The sequence below is a fragment of the Acidimicrobiia bacterium genome, assembly GCA_041394025.1.
GTDB lineage: Bacteria > Actinomycetota > Acidimicrobiia > IMCC26256 > JAOSJL01 > JAOSJL01.
Map to the genome: position 1 here is coordinate 624,659 of JAWKJA010000003.1, position 18,284 is coordinate 642,942.

Consider the following 18,284-nt stretch of genomic DNA (forward strand, 5'->3'; position numbering starts at 1 on the left):
CGTCACGACGACCCTCCCCCGGTCGCGTCGGCGTCTGCGTCACCCGGCGCATCCACGTCGTCCCTGATCTGCGACGACCTGAACGTCTGCCGTGAGAGCACCACCGCTCCGACCACGGCGATCACCAGCAGCACGGCGGTGATCTCGAACGGCCAGAGGTAGTCGCCGAAGATGCTGCGTGCGACCGTGTCGACGTTGCCGCCGTCCTCACCGCCGAGGCTCCCCTCGAGGGACCGGAGGCCCGTCGTCCACGTACGACCCGTGAGGAAGATGACTTCGGCGAACAGCAGGCACCCGAACCCGAGAGCGAGCGGGCGCTGGTAGGGCCGGGGGTCGTCGAGGTCGAGCGTGCGGTCGACGCCGAGCAGCATGATGACGAAGAGGAACAGCACGACGATGGCGCTGGCGTAGACGATCACCTGGACCGCTGCGACGAGCTGTGCCTCCTGCTGGAGGAAGAAAACGGCCACGCTGAGCAGCGTCGCGACGAGCGCCAGCGCCGAATGGACGGGATTGCGAAACAACACGACGCCGAGCGCGCCGCCCAGGGCGATCGCTGCGAACACGAAGAAGATGACAACCTCCATCAGCGACCACCCCGTGCCCCGTCGACCAGGTCCTCGGTCTCCTCGTTCTCGTCGGCCACGAGGTAGGCCGGCTCTTCCGGACCGGTCCCGGCCTCGGCGTGCGGCGACACGGCCTGGCCCCTCTCGGGCCGGCGCACACCGAAGCCGAGCTCACCCGACCAGTTGACGCGGTTCTCGTACTCGACACGCCCCGAGGGGGATGTGGCTCGCATCCACTCGCTGGTGTGGTCGTCCTCACCACCCGTCCAGTACTCCCAGGGCTGGCGCCGAGCGCGGCCGTCGTCGTCGACGAGCAGTTCCTTCTTGGTGTAGATGGCGTCGTCGCGGTTCGAGAAGGAGAACTCGAAGAGCTTCGTCTCGGTGATGGCCTCGGTGGGGCAGGCCTCCACGCACATGTCGCAGTGGATGCAGCGCAGGTAGTTGATCTCGTAGACGAAGCCGTACCGCTCACCGGGTGAGACCGGGTCGTCGAGCGGATTGTCCCTGCCGCGCACGTAGATGCAGTCAGCGGGGCACACGCCGGCGCACAGCTCGCAGCCGATGCACTTCTCCATGCCGTCCTCGTAGCGGTTGAGGACGTGGCGACCGTGCACACGTGGTGGCTTCGGGCGCTTCTCGGCCGGGTACTCCGTCGTGACGGTCGGGCGGAAGAAGTTCCTGATCGTGACGCCGAAGCCGCTCCACCGACCCATCAGCCCACCCCCTCCGGTGTCGTCGGCGCCGGTGCCGACTCCTCGAGGGCCTGAGGGCGCGACATCGCGGCCCACAGGAGCGCGTAGGCGACCAGCACGACCGCGACGACGGCCGGGATGACGGCCCACAGGTTCCAGTCCTCCTCGCGGCCCACCACCACGGCGGTCGCCACGATCGCCCACAGGACCGCGATCTCGATGAGGTACTTCCACCCGAGCCCCATGAGCTGGTCGTAGCGCAGGCGGGGCAGGGCCGCCCGGATCCACACCGTGCAGAAGAGGAGCGCCCAGAGCTTGAGCATGAACCAGACGATGGGCCAGAGCCACGACACGGTCTCGATGTGCGGGCCGGCCGGACCTCCCAGGAAGAGCGTGACCGCCAGTGCCGACATCGTGATGACGTTCATGAACTCCGCGAGGAAGAAGATCGCGAACCGGATGCCCGTGTACTCGGTGTGGAATCCCCCGGTGAGCTCCTGTTCGGCCTCGACGAGGTCGAAGGGCGGGTGGTTGGTCTCGGCGATGGCGGCGATGATGAAGATCACGAAGGGGACGAGCGCAGGCAGCCAGAACCAGTCGCCGACGACGGAGCCCCACCCGGTCCATCCCTGCTCGTTCACGATGCCGCGCGTGGACAGGGTGCCAGCCTGGATCAGGACACCGACGATCGCCAGTCCGAGCGCACCCTCATAGCTGAGCAGCTGCGCCGACGCCCGCACCGACCCGAGCAACGGATACTTCGACCCCGACGACCAGCCCGCCAGCATCACGCCGTACAGGCCGATTCCCGACATGGCAAGGATGAACAGCACCCCGATGGGGACGTCGGCCACCTGGAGGTAGGTGGTCTTGCCGAACACTGTGACCTCACCACCGATGGGGATGAGGCTGAACGCCAGGAGAGCCGGGACGATCGACAGGTACGGGGCGAGGAGGTAGACGGGGCGGTCGGCCCGGTCGGGGATCATGTGCTCCTTGAAGAAGAGCTTGATGCCGTCGGCGAGCGTCTGGAGGATCCCGAACGGCCCCGCGATGTTCGGTCCGGGGCGGTTCTGCATCTTGCCGATCACGCGGCGCATGAACCACACGTAGAGCATCACCGACACGAGGATGAGAGCGAAGACGACGATCACCTTCCCGAGCGCGATGAGAACGGCCGTGGTGTCGACCCCGCCCGACCACAGCGGGTCGCCGGCAGGGGCGGTCGTCGTGGTGACGGCCGTGTCGACAGGGCCGCCGGGCTCGAAGCCGGGAGGGGGTGCAACCTGGGCCGGAATCACGAGAGCGTCTCCACGCGCAGGTCGGTGACCGGGTCGCCCGCACCGATGAGTTCGGACGCACCGTGCTCGCCCGGCTGGTTCCAGGCGAGGAACGCCGTCCCGGGCGGTGTGGCCGGATCGACGAGGATCTCGAGCACCGCCATCCCGCGTGCACTCGTTGCACGGACCCGCTCACCGGTGGACACGCCGAGGCGGTCGGCCTCGGTGGGATGCACGCACAGGACCGTGTCGGCGGCGAGCGCCATCAGCGACGGCGACGTCGCCGTGACCCGGCCGGCGTCGTAGAGCGTTCGGGACGAGATGAGCCGCAGCGCGTAGCCGTCGCGTGCGGCGACGTCGGTGGCGGGTGCGTCGGCGTCCCAGGAATACAGCGGTGGGGGCTCGGGGAGATCGACACCCTCCTCCTCAGCGGGTTCGTCCTCGGCCGGTACGTGGTCGGCCGCCTCCTCGCCGGGGATGTCCGCCGCCGGGGCGGCGTCGCTGCCCGACGGCAGAGGATCCCAGGAGGTGGTGGCCGGGCGGCCCGGGCCGTGGACGATCTCGTCGAGGTGATCGCGCGCCGGGAGCACCACGCCGTCGCGTGCGGTGGCGAGAAGCGTGGCGTCGGCTCCCCGGAAGGCGGAGGCCACCGCCGAGATCTCGTCCCGCACCTCATCGGTGTCGAGCATGTCCACGTCGACACCGAAACGCAGCGCCAACTCCGCAGCGATCCGCCAGTCTTCCATGACGGCTCCCGGCGGCGTGACCGCGTGAGCGAGACGCTGGACCCGACCCTCGAGGTTGGTCGACGTCCCCTGCTTCTCACCCCACAACGCCACGGGCAGGAACACATCGGCATGTCGCGAGTTGTCGGACTCGAACGCGTCGACGACCACCGTCCAGTCGACGGCGGCGAGAGCATCCCGGGCGAGCTGACCGTCGGGGAAGTCGCCGAGCACGTCGGCGCCCAGCAGGACGAGGCAGCGGATCCTGCCGTCCACCGCAGCCCGCAGGATTCCCTCGGCGTCGTAGCCGACGTCGGAGGGTGTGGTCCCCCACGCAGCGTCGAACCAGGACGCGCCGGCCTCGGTCGTGACGCGACCCGGCAGGAATCCGGGGGTCAGCCCGAGGTCGAGCGCCCCGTGGACGTTGCCGCGGTGCAGCGCCGAGAGGAACCGGGTTCCCTCGATTCCCGCGAACGCTGCGGCTGCACGTACGGCGGAGTCACTCGACTCGGCCGATGACGCCCGCCCGAGAACGACGACCGGCGGTGACGACGCGTCGCGTAGTAGCTGGGCGGCGTCGCCGACCGCTCCGCCCGGTGACTGCCCGGACACGGCGGCGACGAGCTGCTCGGCGGTGCTGCCGAGCTCCCCGGGGGCATGACGGACCACAGCGTCGGCGTAGGGCGTGAGGCCGTTGTCGCGGCTGGAGAGGTCGACGAGCGGCACACCGAGGTCCTCGACCGCGCGCCGGATGCGGAGATAGAGGACCGGCAGCTCCTCTTTGACGTCGGGGCCCGCGAGCACGATGGTGCCGGCCGTGTCGAGGTCGGCGATCTGCGCACGGTCGATACCGAGCACGACCTCGGCGGGGAGCCCGTCACCGAGTTGTGCGTCGACGTTGTCGGTGCCGATGACACCCTTGGCGAAGCGCGCCCACGCGTAGGCGTCTTCGTTGGTGCCATGGGCGCCACCGAGCACGCCGACGGCAGTGGCTCCGTGCGCGTCCACCACGTCGCGGATCCCGTCGACGGCCGCGTCGAGCGCCTCGGGCCAGGTGACCGGCGCGAGAGCGTCGTCGCGCCGCAGCATCGGCTCGGTGACGCGCTCGTCGGAGACGATGTGCTCGTAGGCGAAGCGGCCCTTGTCGCACAGCCAGCCGTGGTTGACGGGCTCGGAGTCGACGCCGAGGAGGCGGACGAGCCGGTCCCTGTCCGACTGGAGGGCTCCCCGGCAACCGACGGCGCACGTCGTGCACGAGGTCTCGACCGTCCGGAGGTCCCAGGGACGCGCACGGAAGCGGTAGGGCGACGCGGTGAGCGCACCCACCGGGCAGATCTGCACCGTGTTCCCCGAGAAGTAGGAGGAGAAGGGCTCGTCGGGGTAGGTGATCACCTCGGTGTGCATTCCCCGCTCGCCGAAGTCGATGAGCGGGTCGCCGGCGATCTCGTCGGCGAAGCGCGTGCAGCGGCCGCACTGGATGCAGCGCTCGCGGTCGAGCATGACGAGGTCCGACACGGGAATCGGCTTGTCCCAGTGCCGCTTCTCCTCGACGAAGCGAGACTCACCGGGGCCGAAGGCGAGCGTCTGATCCTGGAGCGGACACTCGCCGCCTCGGTCGCACACCGGGCAGTCGAGCGGGTGGTTGACGAGCAGGAACTCGAGGATCCCGTCCTGGACCTTCTTCACGCTCTCCGACTGGGTGTGGACCACCATCCCGTCGGCGACGGCCGTGGCGCAGCTGATCTGGAATCCGCGCATGCCCTCGACCTCGACGAGGCACATCCTGCACATGCCGACCGGCTTCATCCGCTCCTGGTAGCAGAAGCGAGGGATGTAGGTGCCGTGCTCCTCGGCGACCTTGATGAGGAGGTCGCCGTTGCCCGCCGTGACCTCCTTCCCGTCGATCGTGAGCGTCACCGTGTCGGGGCCCTTGGGCTTGGGCATCGAGTACGCGTGGGCCGACGGCCACTGGCTGATCGGGATCGACGTCACGCCGCACCTCCCGCCGGGAAGGAGACGGGCACGGACGGGCCCGACGGCACGACGGGGGGCTCCTCGCCCGCCCGCACCTCAGGACGACCGAACCGCTCCACGATCTCGTCACGGAAGAACCGTTCGAGGCTGACGATGGGCGACACGATGCTCGGGCCGAGCGCACAGATCGTCGTCTGGGCGAAGGGGGCGTTGAGACCGGGCACGATGTTGTCGCTCACGTCGAGCAGGAGGTCCATGTCCTCGGCACGGCCCTCGCCGTGCGACATGCGGTAGAGGACCTTCTCCAACCACCCGGAGCCCTCGCGGCACGGCGTGCACTTGCCGCACGACTCGTGAGCGAAGAACCTCACGAGGCGCCAGGCCACGAGCAGCGGGTCGACGGTGTCGTCGTAGACCATGATCGCACCGGAGCCGAGCATCGACTTGTAGTCGTTCTGGACGACGTCCATGTCGAGGGGAACGTCGAGATGCGACGGCATGAGCCACGGAGACGACGCACCCCCGGGGATGAAGAACTTCAGGTCGCGCCCACCGGGGATACCGCCGGCCAGGTCGTAGATGAGCTCGCGGAACGTCATGCCGAGCTCCACCTCGTAGTTCCCGGGGCGCTCGACGTGGCCCGACACCGAGAAGATCCGCGTGCCGGTGGACTTTCCGACCCCGAGGTTGCCGTACCACTCCCCACCCTTCTCGATGATCGCCGGGAGGGTCGACAGCGTCTCGACATTGTTGACCACGGTGGGGCAGGCGTAGAGGCCCTCGGCGGCGGGGAATGGGGGCTTCACGCGCGGCATGGCGCGCTCCCCCTCGAGGCTCGAGAGCAGCCCGGTCTCGTCGCCGGCGATGTAGGCACCCGCGCCGCGGTGCACGATGACGTCGAGGTCCATGCCCGTGCCCTGGATGTCGTTGCCCAGCAGGCCCTGGTCGTAGGTGTTGCGCACAGCCTGCTCGACACGCTCGGCACCCAGGGCGAACTCGCCGCGGATGTAGATGAACGCCTTCTTCGCCTGGATCGAGCGGGCGGCGATGGCGATCCCCTCGACGAGCTGGTGCGGATCGCCCTCCAGCAGCATGTGGTCCTTGAAGGTGGACGGCTCACCCTCGTCGGCGTTGCAGGCGAGGTAGCGCGGCTTGTCGACCTCGTCGCCGAGGAACGACCATTTCGTGGCAGCGGGGAAGCCCGCACCTCCACGACCGCGCAGTCCCGACGCCTTCACCTGCTCCTCGCGGATGTCGGCGGGCGTCATCGTGAGCGCCGTGCGCAGCGACGCGAACCCGCCTGTGGCGAGGAACCGTTCGAGCGTCCACGAGTCGTCGGGGTGCTCGCGCAGACGGCGGGTGACGATACGGGTCTCGGCCATCAGGAGCCGCCCTCCGTCTCGGAGCCCGGCGCGGCACCCGCCACGACGTCGATCCTGCCACCTGAGATACCGCGGGCGGCGCGTTTCCCGTTGCGGTACTCGTCGATCAGCGTCTCGGTGCTCTCGAGCGTCTGCTTGGCGTGGTAGTCGTAGTTGACCTGAAGCACCGGCGCGTCGTCGCATGCGGCGAGGCACTCGACCTCCTCGACGAACACGTCGTCGTCGTCGGCGTAGCGCTTCCGGAGCTGCTCGTAGAGCTCGGGGCCTCCGCACACCAGGCAGGTCGCGTTGGTGCAGACCGACACGACGAAGCGCCCGACGGGCTCGCGCTTGAACATCGTGTAGAAGGAACAGACACCGAGGACCTGTGCGTCGGTGAGCCCGACGAGCTCACCGATCTCCTCCATGGCCTCCGGCGTGACCCACCCGTCCTGGTCCTGGGCGAGGTGGAGCAGCGGAAGGACGGCCGAGCGCTTGAACGGGTACTGCTCGATGATCTCCCGTGCACGCGCGCGGTTGGGGGCCGTGAACGCCATCAGCGGTCGACCTCACCGAGAATCGGATCGACACTCGAGATGACGGCGACGGCGTCGGCGACGAGTGTGTTCCTGAGCATGGGCTCCATGGTCTGGAGGTTGTTGAGCGAGGGCCCGCGGATGTGCAGCCGGGCGGGCTTGCCGGTTCCGTCGGACACGATGTAGCAGCCGATCTCGCCCCGGGGCGACTCGATCGGCACGTAGGTCTCTCCGGCAGGGACGCGGAAGCCCTCGGTGAAGTGCTTGAAGTGGTGGATCAACGCCTCCATCGACTCGTTGATCCGGGCCCGAGGCGGTGGTGTGACCTTGAGGTCGTCGGAGCGGTAGTCGCCCGCCGGCATCCTCTCCACGCACTGGCGCACGATCTTGATCGACTCGTAGATCTCGTAGAGCCGGATGCGGTAGCGGTCGAAGCAGTCGCCGTTCTGCGCCGAGATGACGTCGAAGTCGACCCGGTCGTAGGCCAGGTAGGGCTGGGCTTTGCGGAGGTCCCACGCGAAGCCCGTGGAGCGCAGGATCGGGCCGCTGACGTTGAGCGCCAGCGCCTCCTCGGTGCTGATGACGCCCACACCGACCATCCGCTCGAGCCACACCGGGTTCTCCATCAGGAGATCCTCGTACTCGGGCACGTTGGTCTCGACGAGGTCGCACAGGGCGATCGCCTCCTCCTCCCAGCCGTCGTGGAGGTCGGCGGCAACGCCGCCGGGACGGATGTAGTTGTTGTTCATCCGCAGGCCGGTGACCGCTTCGATGTAGCGGAGCACCTCCTCGCGCTCGCGCCATCCGTAGAGCATCATCGACAGGGCGCCCAGGTCCAGACCGTTCGTGGCCTGGAACAGGAGATGTGAGGCCATGCGGTTGAGCTCGGCCATCATCATGCGGATCCAGGTGGCCCGCTCCGGGACCTCGAGGTCGAGCAGCCGCTCGACCGCGAGGGAGTAGACGAGCTCGTTCGACAGCGGTGAGGCGTAGTCCATCCGGGTGACGTTGGTGGCACCCTGGACGTAGGTGAGCCCTTCGGCGGTCTTCTCCATGCCGGTGTGGAGGTAGCCGATGACGGGCTTGACGCGCACGACGCGCTCCCCGTCGAGTTCGACCATGACGCGTAGCACACCGTGGGTGGACGGATGCTGTGGGCCGAAGTTGACGATCATGGTCTCGTCGCTCTCGGGCCACGGGCCTCCCGTGAGGACGACGTCGGTCATGGAGCGCTCGCCCATCACCTGCGCGCCCTCGTCGGTCTGGTGACCGAGGCGCGATTCCTCGTGGGCCTCGGTGGCGGCGACCGCCGCCGCGAAGTCATCCTCCACCTCGTGGAGCTCCTCGCGCGTCACGGGTTCACCGTCGTCGGATGTCTCGGCGCCCGGAGTGTCGACCTCGGGAGACCTGCTCATCGAGGGGCCGGGTCTTCCTTGAACGTGACCGGCACGTAGCTGGGTGCATCGTCCTTGCGCAGCGGGTGGCCGGCCCAGTCGTCGGGCATGAGCAGGCGGGTGAGGTCGGGATGATCCTCGAACACGACGCCGAACATGTCGTAGGCCTCACGCTCGGCGAAGTTCACGCCGGGGAACACCGCTGTGAGGCTCGCCACCGACGGGTTGTCGGCCGGGAGCTCGGCGATCGTGCGGATGCGCCGGTTGCGCTCATGTGAGAGGAAGTTGGCGACGACCTCGAAGCGGAGCGGTTCCACACCCTCGACGACGAGGCGCGTCTCGTCGGTGAGGTGGTCGACCGCCGTGACGTCGACACACTGCGTGAACTGCTGCTCATCGCGAAGGAAGGTCGCCGCGGCGAGCCAGTCGGCCGGATCGAGATAGACGACGGGCTGACCGTGGGAGTCGTGGAACACCGCCGTGTCGAACTCCTCGACGAGCGCCGCAGCCACCTCGTCACCGGGGGCGCCGCTCGCCTCGTCGCCGGAGGCCGTGTCGTCCTCCTCGGGAAAAGTTTCACGAGCGTTGTCGTCAGTCATGGGGGTCCGTCACGCCTCGGAGGTCACGCCGGAACGCCGGCTTCGTCGATGTGGATCCCCGCGCCTCCGCCGGTTTCCTCCCGGCGGCGCAGCAACTCCCCCGTCCTGATCTGCTCGTGGACCATGAGGACCCCCTGCAGGAAGGTCTCGGGGTGCGGCGGGCAGCCCGGCACGTAGACGTCGACCGGCACGATCTGGTCGACACCCTGGACGAGCGCGTAGTTGTTGAACATGCCGCCGGAGCTGGCGCACACACCCATGGAGATCACCCACTTCGGCTCCACCATCTGGTCGTAGACCTGGCGCAGCACCGGTGCCATCTTCTGCGAGACCCGGCCCGCCACGACCATGAGGTCGGCCTGACGCGGGCTCGGGCGGAAGACCTCCATGCCGTACCGGGCGATGTCGTAGTGCGGCCCGCCGGCAGCCATCATCTCGAGGGCGCAGCACGCGAGGCCGAAGGTGGCCGGCCACACCGAATGCCGACGGGCCCAGCGGACGAGGTCTTCCAGGCGAGCCGTGAGGAAGTTGTGCGGGACGGCGTCGAGGGGCACTACGCCGCCCTGCCGGGATCAGCGGCGGGGGCCGCCTCACTGTCGGAGTCGTCGCGTGCATCGCGTGCGGCGATGGCCTCCGAGAGTCGTTGCATCACGGAGCTGCGCTGCACGGGCGCGCCGGCCGTGGCGGTCCACCTCTTGGCGGGGCCCCACTCGAGCGCCCCGACGGACAGGAGGTACGCGAACGGCACGAGCAGGACGAGCAGGAAGACGGCGACGGCGATGAGCCCGCCCGCACCGAGGTCACGGAACACGAGCGTGAACGGGTAGAGGAACACGATCTCGACGTCGAGCACGATGAAGGCCATCGCCACGAGGTAGAAGCCCACCGGGAACCGGCTCGTGGGCTCCGTCTCGGGAACGATCCCGCACTCGTAGGGCGCCGACTTGGCCGACGTGGGACGGCGCGGCGTGAGAAGCGACGACGCCATGAACGACAGGCCGGCGAAGAGCGCCCCGACGGCGAGCATCAGCAGAATGGGCAGGTACTGCACCATGTCGCGCGCTCCCTCCGCTGCCTCGGACCGACTCCCGCGCGCCGAATCTAGCGGACGACCCCTCCCGCCGTTCCAACGGCCACGACCGGGAACGGGTGGTTCAGGGCTTGTCGATCTCGTCTTGATCGAGCCGCTTGCGGCGGACGCGGTCCATGAGGAACAGGCCGCCCACGAAGACGAAGCACATGACGGCGAAGAGGATGAACGCCACGTCGCCGTCCTCGGAGGCGTCGACGAGCTGCTGGGCTCCCGCCGGGGCGGCGAAGGTGACGACGCCCAGCACGGCCAGGGTGAGGGCCTGCACGAACGAGCACCAGTGTCGACGGATCATCGTTGGCTCCTGTCTCTCCGACCGTCTACCCGACCGGCTCGGGTTGCCGCTCGTCGGCCGACTCGGAGGCAGCGGCCTCGGCGGCCTCCTCCTCTTCTTCCTTCTGCGCCCGGAGATCCTTCTCCCGCCAGTGCATACCGAGCAGGCTCAGGGCGAAGAGAACCGAGCTGGCCCCGAAGACGATCCACGGTGGCTGACGGATCGACCCGAGGTCGCGTAGGAGCACGAGCGTCTGGGTGGGCTCGCCGGCCAGGCACTCCGGGTCGGGCACCGCGTCGCCCACCGGGACGTCGAGGGCGTCGGTGTCGACCGGGCAGACCATGACCGCCGCGTAGTGGGGAACGTGCCAGAACAGGTTGTCCTTCTCGCCGCCCACCTCGAAGGCGTCGACGACGAGGTAGTCGGCCGAGCTGCTGAAGGTGGAGAGCTCGCTCTCCTCTCCCGTGAGGGCGGCCTCGGCAGCTGCGTCGAGGTCGGCACGGTCCTCCTCGGCGATCTCGGTGCCGTCCGTCTCGATCGTCTGCACCGCTTCGGCGTCGGCCTCCGAGGGCTCGGCCACGACCTCGACGCCCTTCCACTCCGGGATCCGTCCCTTCAGGGTTCCGAGCGGGTCGGTGTTGGTCAGCCACAGCAACGACAGGAGCACCATGAAGCCCGACAGCCCACCGGCTGCCACGAGGAATCCCAGGCGCGCTCCGAGGTTGGTGCCGAGAAGCAGGTAGACGGACCCGCAGAAGAGCCCGACCGCGCACGCAAGGACGAGTACACCCTTGAGAGTGGGATTCCACAGGGTACGCTCGCCGATCTCTTCGGACGCCGTGATGAGGAGTGCTGTCATCGGGGGCTCCTAGAGGTCGCGCTCGTACTCGACGATGGCGTCGATCTGCTCTTCGGTCAGCATCTGACCGAAACCGGGCATGCGGCCGGTCCCGATGCCCGCGACACCGTAGGGCACCTGGTAGGTGGAGCCGCTGAAGATGAAGGCCGAGTGATCGGCAGCGTTGGGGAACTGGCGGACCTCGGAGCCGTCGCGCAGGTTGGGGCCGAAGGCGCCACCGCCCTGCGGGCCGGGAAGGGGTGCAGCGTCGGGATCGAGCGGGTTGTAGTAGGACCAGCCGTCGGTGTGGCAACGGGCGCAGTTGAGCTGGAAGAGCAGCTCGCCGTCGGAGGCCTCCTCCACACTGGCGGCCCACGCCTCGGCGTTCTCGAGCTGGCGCCTCGCCGACTCGAGCGCCAGCTCCGACGCCTCGACGGCCTCGGGGCTGTCGGCGGCGGTCAGCTGCGCCGCCGCCTCCTCGACGGCGACCTCGGCGTCGGTGACGGCCTTCTGCGGCACGCTCTGGATCTCACCCAACTGGTTGATGGCGTTGGTGACGGCGTCGGTCGCCTCGGCTGTCTGATCCTCCGTGGCGGTGTCGGGCAACGCCGCACGCTTCGCGCGGGCCTCCTCCACGGCGGCCTCGCGGTCGGCCAGCTCGGCGGGGTCTGCGGTTCCCCGGAGGTTGTCGAACTCGGTGGTGGCGCGATCCATCGCCTCGTCGGGCTCGAGCTGGATCGACTCGATGTAGTTGAGGAGGTCTTCGATGGCCTGGTCGTTCTTGGCGCCGGTCGAGGTGACGTCGCCGTAGCTGGTGCCCCAGGCCGGCATCGGCGTTCCCGGGCGGCCGAACACGATGATCTGCTTGATCTGGTCGCGACCCGTGCGGTTGTCGGGGCTCTGGTCGGGATACCGCAGGAACACGGTGTCGAGAGGCGGTGCGCTCCACGCGACCTGCGAGGGACGGCACTCGGGTTGGGTGTCGAAATCGATTTCGCCGCCTTCAGGTGGCTCGCAGGCCGGATCCGAGGGAACGACCACTGTCGTGGCGCTTCCGCCGCTGCCGTCGCCTCCGTGGCAGTTGGCACACGCCAACGACAGTGCCGCGTCGAAGTTCTCCCCGCCTTCGGCGGCGAACAGCACCGCGCCCCGCTCGATCGACCGTTCGTCGAACCCCGTCTCCGCCGCGCTCTGGCGGGCGGGCTCACGCAACCAGTAGACCGGCAGGGCGATGGCGATCACCGCCGAACACAGCAACGCCCATCCCAGGACCCGTTCGAGGCGACTGGTCTCGAGGGTGTCGTCGTCGTAGTTGGGTGTGAGGTTCGGCGGCTTGGACTTCGTGCGGAACCGCGCGCGGAAGAGCCAGATCGTCAACCCGATGATGACCAGGACGTTGAGGATGATCACCAGGGAACGGAACGACGTCGGGTCGTCGAAGACCTCGGTGATGACGTTGTCGGCCAGGAACATGTGGGAGGAGACCTCGCTCAGACGCAGTTGGGGCCTTCCTGGCCCTGCTCGGTCGTGTCGGTGCCGATCGGCGGCCCCTGCACGACGATTCCGGTGTTGACGGTGACGTCGCTGCCGGCGAATTCGATCGGGAACCGGTCCAGGCCCCGGGGAGCGGGACCACCCTTCTTCTCACCGACCTTGTTGTACTTCGACCCGTGGCAGGGGCACTCGAACCATTGCGAGGTCTCGCACCACGGGACCCGGCAGCCGAGGTGGGGACACTTCTGCCAGAGTGCCACCAGCCCGGCCTCCATGCCCGGCAGCAGCACGGGGTCGTAGACCTGCTTCGCCGCCGGGAGGGCGTCGGCAGGGTACGGGTTGAGGTACGTGCGTGCCTCGGGGTTGTAGACGGGCGCCTTCGTGTCGTTGATCTCCCCGAGGATGTCGTCGAGCTTGCCGACTCGGATCTTCGCACCGAAGCCACCGGCGCTGGAGGGCCAGAGGAACCCGATGAGTGCCGCGCCGAACGCTCCGGTGGCGAGGCCGACGAGCGTGAGCGTTCCCCGGTTGAAGAACTGACGGCGGGTGACCCCGAGCTGCTCCTCGTCGACGGGCTCCCAGGTCGCCACGGTGCCGGCTGTCTTCGTGGCGAGTGCACCACCGGCCGACTGGCGGGCCTCCTCGGCACGGGCCCGCGCCTTCTCCGACACGGCGACGGTCGAGGTGGTTCTCCCTTCCGAGTCGTCGGCAGCCGACTTGTCGGCGCGCACCGTCTCGCGGCTCAGGCTGCCCGTGGAGGAGCGACGCGACCCGCCGAGCAGGAACACGGTGGCGGCCGCGATCAGTAGGAACGCGCCGATCAGTATCGGCAGGAGTGTGGAGAGCTCGATGGCGAGGGTCATGGCTACAGCTCGAAGAAGATCGGGTTGTCCCAGGGGAACAGGAAGTTGAAGCCCGTGCCCCGGAAGAACGAGCCGATGATGACGAGCACGGCCCAGAACATCAGGAACAGGGTGAACAACGAGATGGCGAACTTGCGGTCCTCGGGCTTGTTGGACGGGTTCTTGTCGATGTAGGGCGCCAGGATCAACAGGAACAGCCCCATACCCGGGATCGTGACGCCCGCCACCATCGGCTGGAACATCGTGAGCAGCTCCTGGAGGCCCAGGAAGTACCACGGCGCCTTCGACGGGTTGGGCGTGGCGTTGAAGTCGGCGAGACCGAGCAGCGGCGCCCGCACCACGGCCGAGAAGATCAGGACCAGCGCGGTCAGCAACAACAGGGCGGCGAACTCGATCACGAGCAGGTGCGGCCAGGTGTGGACCTTGTCGACGGCCTCGGCGCGGGTCTGCTGGATCGAGCCCGACTTGACGACCGTGAGGAGACGCTGCGTGTGACCACCCGGGCCGGTGACCGTGGGGGCCGGCGCGGCGGTGGCCGTGGCGGCTCCCGCACCCGCGGCGGCCGGCGCGGCGGCACCCCCGCCACCTCCGGCACCGGCAGCGGCGTCGGGGTCCTCGCCTTTCAGGACGGCGCGACGGCGCCGGGAGCGCGCGAGCAGGTGCGCCGGCACGCCCGACTTCTCGGCGGCCTCCTCCGACTCGGACGACGCACCACCACCGCCCGTGGGAGCGGCGGCGGGCGCGTCGGGCTCCGGAGCGGCATCGCCCGCGTCGGTGTCGGAGGCCTCGGCGCTCGCGTCGTCGGGCACGTCGGAGTCGTCGTCATCGGTGGGCAGCCCGAGCGACTTGCGTCGCTCCTGGCTGCGCTTGAGCAGATGTTCGGGAATGTCTGTCATCTAGAGCACCGGTTACAGGGGCCCGGAGATTCCGCCGTCCTTACGGACGCGCCAGAAGTGGACCGCCATGAAGATCACGATCACGAACGGTAAGAGAAGCACGTGCAGGACGTACCACCGCAGCAAGGTATCGGAGCCGATCTCCTGTGACCCGAGCAGCACGAATCGGACCTCGTTCCCGAAGACGGGCGTGAAGCCCATCATGTTCGTGCCCACGGTGACCGCCCAGAGAGCCAGCTGGTCCCACGGGAGCAGGTAGCCGGTGAACGAGAGCAGCAGCGTGAGCATCAGCAGCACGACGCCGATCACCCAGTTGAACTCGCGCGGGGCCTTGTAGGCGCCGTGGTAGAAGACGCGGCTCATGTGCAGGAACACCGACAGCACCATGAGGTGCGCCGCCCACCGGTGCATGTTGCGCACGAGCGAACCGAAGGTGACGGCGGTCTCCAACGTCTGGATGTCGTTCCACGCCTGGACCTCGGTCGGCCGGTAGAAGAACATCAGGAAGATGCCGGTGACGGTGAGCAACATGAACAGGAAGAACGACAGCCCACCCAGGCAGAGCGTGTAGGACACCTTCACGGCGTGCCGCTTCACCTTCACCGGGTGGAGGTGGTACAGCACGTTGTTCATGATCACGTAGGAGCGGTTGCGGGGGCTGTCGGTGTAGCCCTTGCGGTAGATCGACCCGGGCCGGAAGATCGACGTCCACGCCTGGGACTCCCCGATCCTGCCGGGGAGCTCCCTGGCCTTCTCGAGGACCTTGCCCGGGCCCTTGCCGTTTCCGCTTCCGTTGCCGTTCGCCACGTGAGTGTCCTTCGTCCTAGAACCGCAGGCCGTAGCTGTAGCCGTGGCGGTTGGTGCGCGTGTGAGGGTCGCCGTCGGCGATGTCGGGGTTGAGCTTCCCGAGGATGATGACGCCGGTCGGGCACCGGTCGACGCACAGGGCGCAGCGGGTGCAGACGTCCTCGTCGACGATGAACGCCACGTGGTCGCGGGGGTCCTCGCCGGGCTGCTCGGTGTTGGTCGCGCCGGCGATGGCATCGACCTTCAGCATGTGGATGCACTTCCACGGGCAGATGTCGACACATCCCTCGCAGAGGATGCACTCGGCCTGGTCGATGTGGAGGAACTGCTTGGGCTTGACCGACTCCGTGAGGTAGCTCGGGTCGACCTCGGCCAACTCGTAGTCGGTGACGAAGTCGGGCATGGGCGGGTTGGCTTCGGTGCGTGCCATGTCAGGCCTTCTTCGCGACGGGTCGTCCGAACGCCGAGGTCGCGGAGGCGCCCTCCTCCCCCTCGCCGGCGTCGGCAGCCGCCTCCTCCGCCGTGGGGCGCTTCTGCCACATGACGAACATGGCCACGTTGGCAGTGAGGAAGAAGAGGTAGATGCCCACCACGACGAGGTCGCGCGCGACGTTCTTCGTGACGGTGATGGGGTAGGTCTCGATCAGGACGTTCGCCTCGTCCCAGCGGAGGTAGGCGTTGGCGAAGATGATCCACTCGCTCGGCACCACGCCGTAGGCGAGGAGGAACATGGCGAACACGACCACCGCCAGCGCCATGTTCTGCGCCCAGGTCGTGGGCTTGTCGGAGCGGGGGACCATGAGGATGTAGGCCGTGAACAGGGCCATCAGCCCGAGCGTGACCACTGTGGCGATGAGGAGGCGGCCGGCGTCGTCGAGCCAACCGGGCGCGATGCCACCGACCGTCGTCGTGAATGCGCCCAACCCGCCGTGCACAGTCGGTCTCTCCGCTGCTCGTCCGCTGCCTGCCAGCTGTCCGGTTCTCGCCGGTTCCCGGGACCGGCACACCCCGGAAGAACCGCCGACTCCAATCGAATAGCTACCACGGTAACGGTTCGCGCGGCATATCGGGCGGCCAACCGGGCCAACCCCCTCCTCCGCTTGGAGCCGACCCTCTGGGCCTGTGGGACCATGAACGGCTCATGGGTACGTCGGCCGCTCCCCCGTCGGATCACCGCTTCGACGTTCTCGTCGTGGGGGCCGGCCCCGCGGGCGCCGCTGCCGCCTTCTGGCTGGCCGGACGCGGCCACGACGTCCTCATGGTCGAGAAGAAGCGGTTCCCGCGGGAGAAGACGTGTGGCGACGGCCTCACGCCCCGGGCGGTCCACGAGCTCGAGCTGATGGAGCTCACGGCTGAGCTGCGGGAGTTCCACCGCTACGACGGGCTGCGGGCGATGGCCCACGACGTCACGCTCGAGATGCAGTGGCCCGACCACCCCGAGTACCCCGACCACGGCTACGTCGTGCGGCGCCGCGAGCTCGACGAGATGGTGGCCGGCCAGGCCGTGAAGGCGGGGGCCACGATGTGGTCGGCCGCCGAGGCCACCGCGCCGATCGTCGAGAACGGCCTGGTCACCGGTGCGGTGATCCACCACACGGAGTCCGGCACCCGCGAGAACGTCCGGGCCCGCTTCCTCGTGGTCGCCGACGGCGCCAACTCGCGCTTCGGCCGCGCGCTCGGCACCTCCCGCGACCGCACGTACCCGCTCGGGATGGCGATCCGCGGCTACTTCGAGAGCGACATGCACGACGACCCGTGGATCGAGAGCCACCTCGACATCCGCGACACCGATGGCGAGCACCTCCCGGGCTACGGCTGGGTGTTCCCTGTCGCCGACGGCACCATCAATGTCGGCGTCGGCCTGCTCTCGACCTTCGCCGGGTGGAAGTCGATCAACACGAGCCGACTGATGGAGGCGTTCGTCCACACGGCGCCCGACTACTGGGGCATCGATCCGTCCACGTCGTGCGGTCCCCCCACCGGTGGGAAGCTCCCCACCGGGTCGTCGGTGTCGCCGCGCACCGGCCCCACCTGGCTCGTGATCGGCGACGCCGCGGGATCGATCAACCCCTTCAACGGCGAGGGCATCGCCTACGCGTACGAGACCGGGCGGATCGCCGCTGACGCGCTCGACACCGCGCTCCTGACGGGTGACGGGCTGGCGCTGGGCGCCTACACCGACGAGATCGACCGCCGCTTCGGCCTCTACTTCAAGACGGCCCGCCTGTTCGTGAAGGCGATCGGCAACCCGGCGGTGATGCGCGAGCTCACCCGCGTGGGCATGCAGTCGCGACCGCTCATGGAGTGGGTGCTGCGCATCATGGCGAACCTGCTCCGACCCGACGAGATCGGCCCCGCCGAAGCGGCCTACAAGGTCCTGGAGCAGGCCGTGAGGGTGGTTCCCGAACCCTGATTCAGGATGGTCGGGCGAGCAGCGAGATGTGCGCGGTGACGTCGGGATGCACCTTCACCATGAGGAGCTTCGGCGGCTGGAGGCCCCAGTCGCGCACGTCGAAGCTCCTCGTCCCGGTGATGCGCAGTGAGTCGTCGGGGGTGATGGTGAGGACACCCTCCGCCTCGACCGTCTCCCCCATGGCCTCGATGGTCCCCGCCGTCGCGTAGGTGTGTTCGTCGGTCTTCGTGAGCGTGCTCACGACGGCCGTGATCTCGGGGTGGCGCTTCGTGTCGAGGCGCCGTCGGGTCTCGCGGTCGATGAGCGGGTTCCCGGAGCGCAACTCGCCGAGCGGGACGTGCAGCTCACCCTCCTGCCTGTCGAGGTCGAGGAACCCGGTGAGGCCGGCCGTCGACGTGTGGATGGGGTGGACACTGGAGCTGGCGTCGAGCGCGATGGTCGACTCCCCGGGGACGAACTCGTAGCGCGCCATCAGCTTGCTC

At 68.6% G+C, this 18,284-nt stretch carries 20 protein-coding genes; 1 reads left to right on the forward strand and 19 read right to left on the reverse strand.

What is annotated here, in order from left to right; all coding sequences use genetic code 11:
- Nucleotides 1–2 precede the first annotated feature (2 nt).
- The 18 genes from R3A49_10405 to R3A49_10490 form a co-directional block, all read right to left on the reverse strand.
- The gene (locus R3A49_10405) at nt 3–587 is read right to left on the reverse strand and encodes an NADH-quinone oxidoreductase subunit J (GenBank protein ID MEZ5171140.1); all 585 of its coding nucleotides are present in this window, start codon (nt 585–587) and stop codon (nt 3–5) included.
- Nucleotides 587–1,279: an NADH-quinone oxidoreductase subunit NuoI gene (gene nuoI / locus R3A49_10410; GenBank protein MEZ5171141.1), complete on the reverse strand. Its 693-nt coding sequence runs from the start codon at nt 1,277–1,279 to the stop codon at nt 587–589. The genes R3A49_10405 and nuoI overlap by 1 nt, the downstream gene beginning before the upstream one ends.
- Nucleotides 1,279–2,559 (reverse strand): NADH-quinone oxidoreductase subunit NuoH, encoded by a 1,281-nt coding sequence (nuoH, locus tag R3A49_10415; protein MEZ5171142.1) that lies wholly within the window; start codon nt 2,557–2,559, stop codon nt 1,279–1,281. Before nuoH ends, nuoI begins: the two co-directional genes overlap by 1 nt.
- Nucleotides 2,556–5,255 (reverse strand): NADH-quinone oxidoreductase subunit NuoG, encoded by a 2,700-nt coding sequence (nuoG, locus tag R3A49_10420; GenBank protein ID MEZ5171143.1) that lies wholly within the window; start codon nt 5,253–5,255, stop codon nt 2,556–2,558. The genes nuoH and nuoG overlap by 4 nt, the downstream gene beginning before the upstream one ends.
- Entirely contained in the window at nt 5,252–6,619 is a 1,368-nt protein-coding gene (gene nuoF / locus R3A49_10425) for an NADH-quinone oxidoreductase subunit NuoF (GenBank protein ID MEZ5171144.1), read from the reverse strand. The genes nuoG and nuoF overlap by 4 nt, the downstream gene beginning before the upstream one ends.
- Nucleotides 6,619–7,155: an NAD(P)H-dependent oxidoreductase subunit E gene (locus tag R3A49_10430; protein MEZ5171145.1), complete on the reverse strand. Its 537-nt coding sequence runs from the start codon at nt 7,153–7,155 to the stop codon at nt 6,619–6,621. Before R3A49_10430 ends, nuoF begins: the two co-directional genes overlap by 1 nt.
- A complete protein-coding gene (locus R3A49_10435) occupies nt 7,155–8,549 on the reverse strand; it encodes an NADH-quinone oxidoreductase subunit D (GenBank protein MEZ5171146.1) in 1,395 nt (464 codons plus the stop codon). Before R3A49_10435 ends, R3A49_10430 begins: the two co-directional genes overlap by 1 nt.
- Nucleotides 8,546–9,127: an NADH-quinone oxidoreductase subunit C gene (locus tag R3A49_10440; GenBank protein ID MEZ5171147.1), complete on the reverse strand. Its 582-nt coding sequence runs from the start codon at nt 9,125–9,127 to the stop codon at nt 8,546–8,548. Before R3A49_10440 ends, R3A49_10435 begins: the two co-directional genes overlap by 4 nt.
- 23 nt (nt 9,128–9,150) lie before the next feature.
- Entirely contained in the window at nt 9,151–9,681 is a 531-nt protein-coding gene (locus R3A49_10445) for an NADH-quinone oxidoreductase subunit B family protein (GenBank protein ID MEZ5171148.1), read from the reverse strand.
- Nucleotides 9,681–10,181: an NADH-quinone oxidoreductase subunit A gene (gene ndhC, locus R3A49_10450; protein ID MEZ5171149.1), complete on the reverse strand. Its 501-nt coding sequence runs from the start codon at nt 10,179–10,181 to the stop codon at nt 9,681–9,683. Before ndhC ends, R3A49_10445 begins: the two co-directional genes overlap by 1 nt.
- 100 nt (nt 10,182–10,281) lie before the next feature.
- Complete coding sequence (locus tag R3A49_10455) at nt 10,282–10,512, reverse strand: hypothetical protein (GenBank protein ID MEZ5171150.1); 231 nt, start codon at nt 10,510–10,512, stop codon at nt 10,282–10,284.
- 25 nt (nt 10,513–10,537) lie between these two features.
- A complete protein-coding gene (locus R3A49_10460) occupies nt 10,538–11,350 on the reverse strand; it encodes a hypothetical protein (GenBank protein ID MEZ5171151.1) in 813 nt (270 codons plus the stop codon).
- A 9-nt stretch (nt 11,351–11,359) separates the two neighbouring features.
- On the reverse strand, nt 11,360–12,802 hold the full coding sequence (locus R3A49_10465; GenBank protein MEZ5171152.1) for a cytochrome c: 1,443 nt from the start codon (nt 12,800–12,802) through the stop codon (nt 11,360–11,362).
- 17 nt (nt 12,803–12,819) lie between these two features.
- Complete coding sequence (locus R3A49_10470; protein MEZ5171153.1) at nt 12,820–13,686, reverse strand: ubiquinol-cytochrome c reductase iron-sulfur subunit; 867 nt, start codon at nt 13,684–13,686, stop codon at nt 12,820–12,822.
- Between the two features lie 2 nt (nt 13,687–13,688).
- On the reverse strand, nt 13,689–14,582 hold the full coding sequence (locus R3A49_10475) for a menaquinol-cytochrome c reductase cytochrome b subunit (GenBank protein ID MEZ5171154.1): 894 nt from the start codon (nt 14,580–14,582) through the stop codon (nt 13,689–13,691).
- 12 nt (nt 14,583–14,594) lie between these two features.
- Complete coding sequence (gene extP, locus R3A49_10480; GenBank protein MEZ5171155.1) at nt 14,595–15,311, reverse strand: selenite/tellurite reduction operon b-type cytochrome ExtP; 717 nt, start codon at nt 15,309–15,311, stop codon at nt 14,595–14,597.
- A 94-nt stretch (nt 15,312–15,405) separates the two neighbouring features.
- The gene (locus tag R3A49_10485) at nt 15,406–15,819 is read right to left on the reverse strand and encodes a 4Fe-4S binding protein (GenBank protein ID MEZ5171156.1); all 414 of its coding nucleotides are present in this window, start codon (nt 15,817–15,819) and stop codon (nt 15,406–15,408) included.
- A gap of 1 nt (nt 15,820) precedes the next feature.
- Nucleotides 15,821–16,324: a hypothetical protein gene (locus tag R3A49_10490; protein MEZ5171157.1), complete on the reverse strand. Its 504-nt coding sequence runs from the start codon at nt 16,322–16,324 to the stop codon at nt 15,821–15,823.
- Nucleotides 16,325–16,530: 206 nt separating this feature from the next.
- On the opposite strand from R3A49_10490, the gene R3A49_10495 reads away from it, so the two are divergent.
- Entirely contained in the window at nt 16,531–17,802 is a 1,272-nt protein-coding gene (locus R3A49_10495) for a geranylgeranyl reductase family protein (protein MEZ5171158.1), read from the forward strand.
- 1 nt (nt 17,803) lies between these two features.
- Here R3A49_10495 and R3A49_10500 read toward each other — a convergent pair whose 3' ends face one another.
- Nucleotides 17,804–18,274 (reverse strand): YceI family protein, encoded by a 471-nt coding sequence (locus R3A49_10500; GenBank protein ID MEZ5171159.1) that lies wholly within the window; start codon nt 18,272–18,274, stop codon nt 17,804–17,806.
- Nucleotides 18,275–18,284 lie beyond the last annotated feature (10 nt).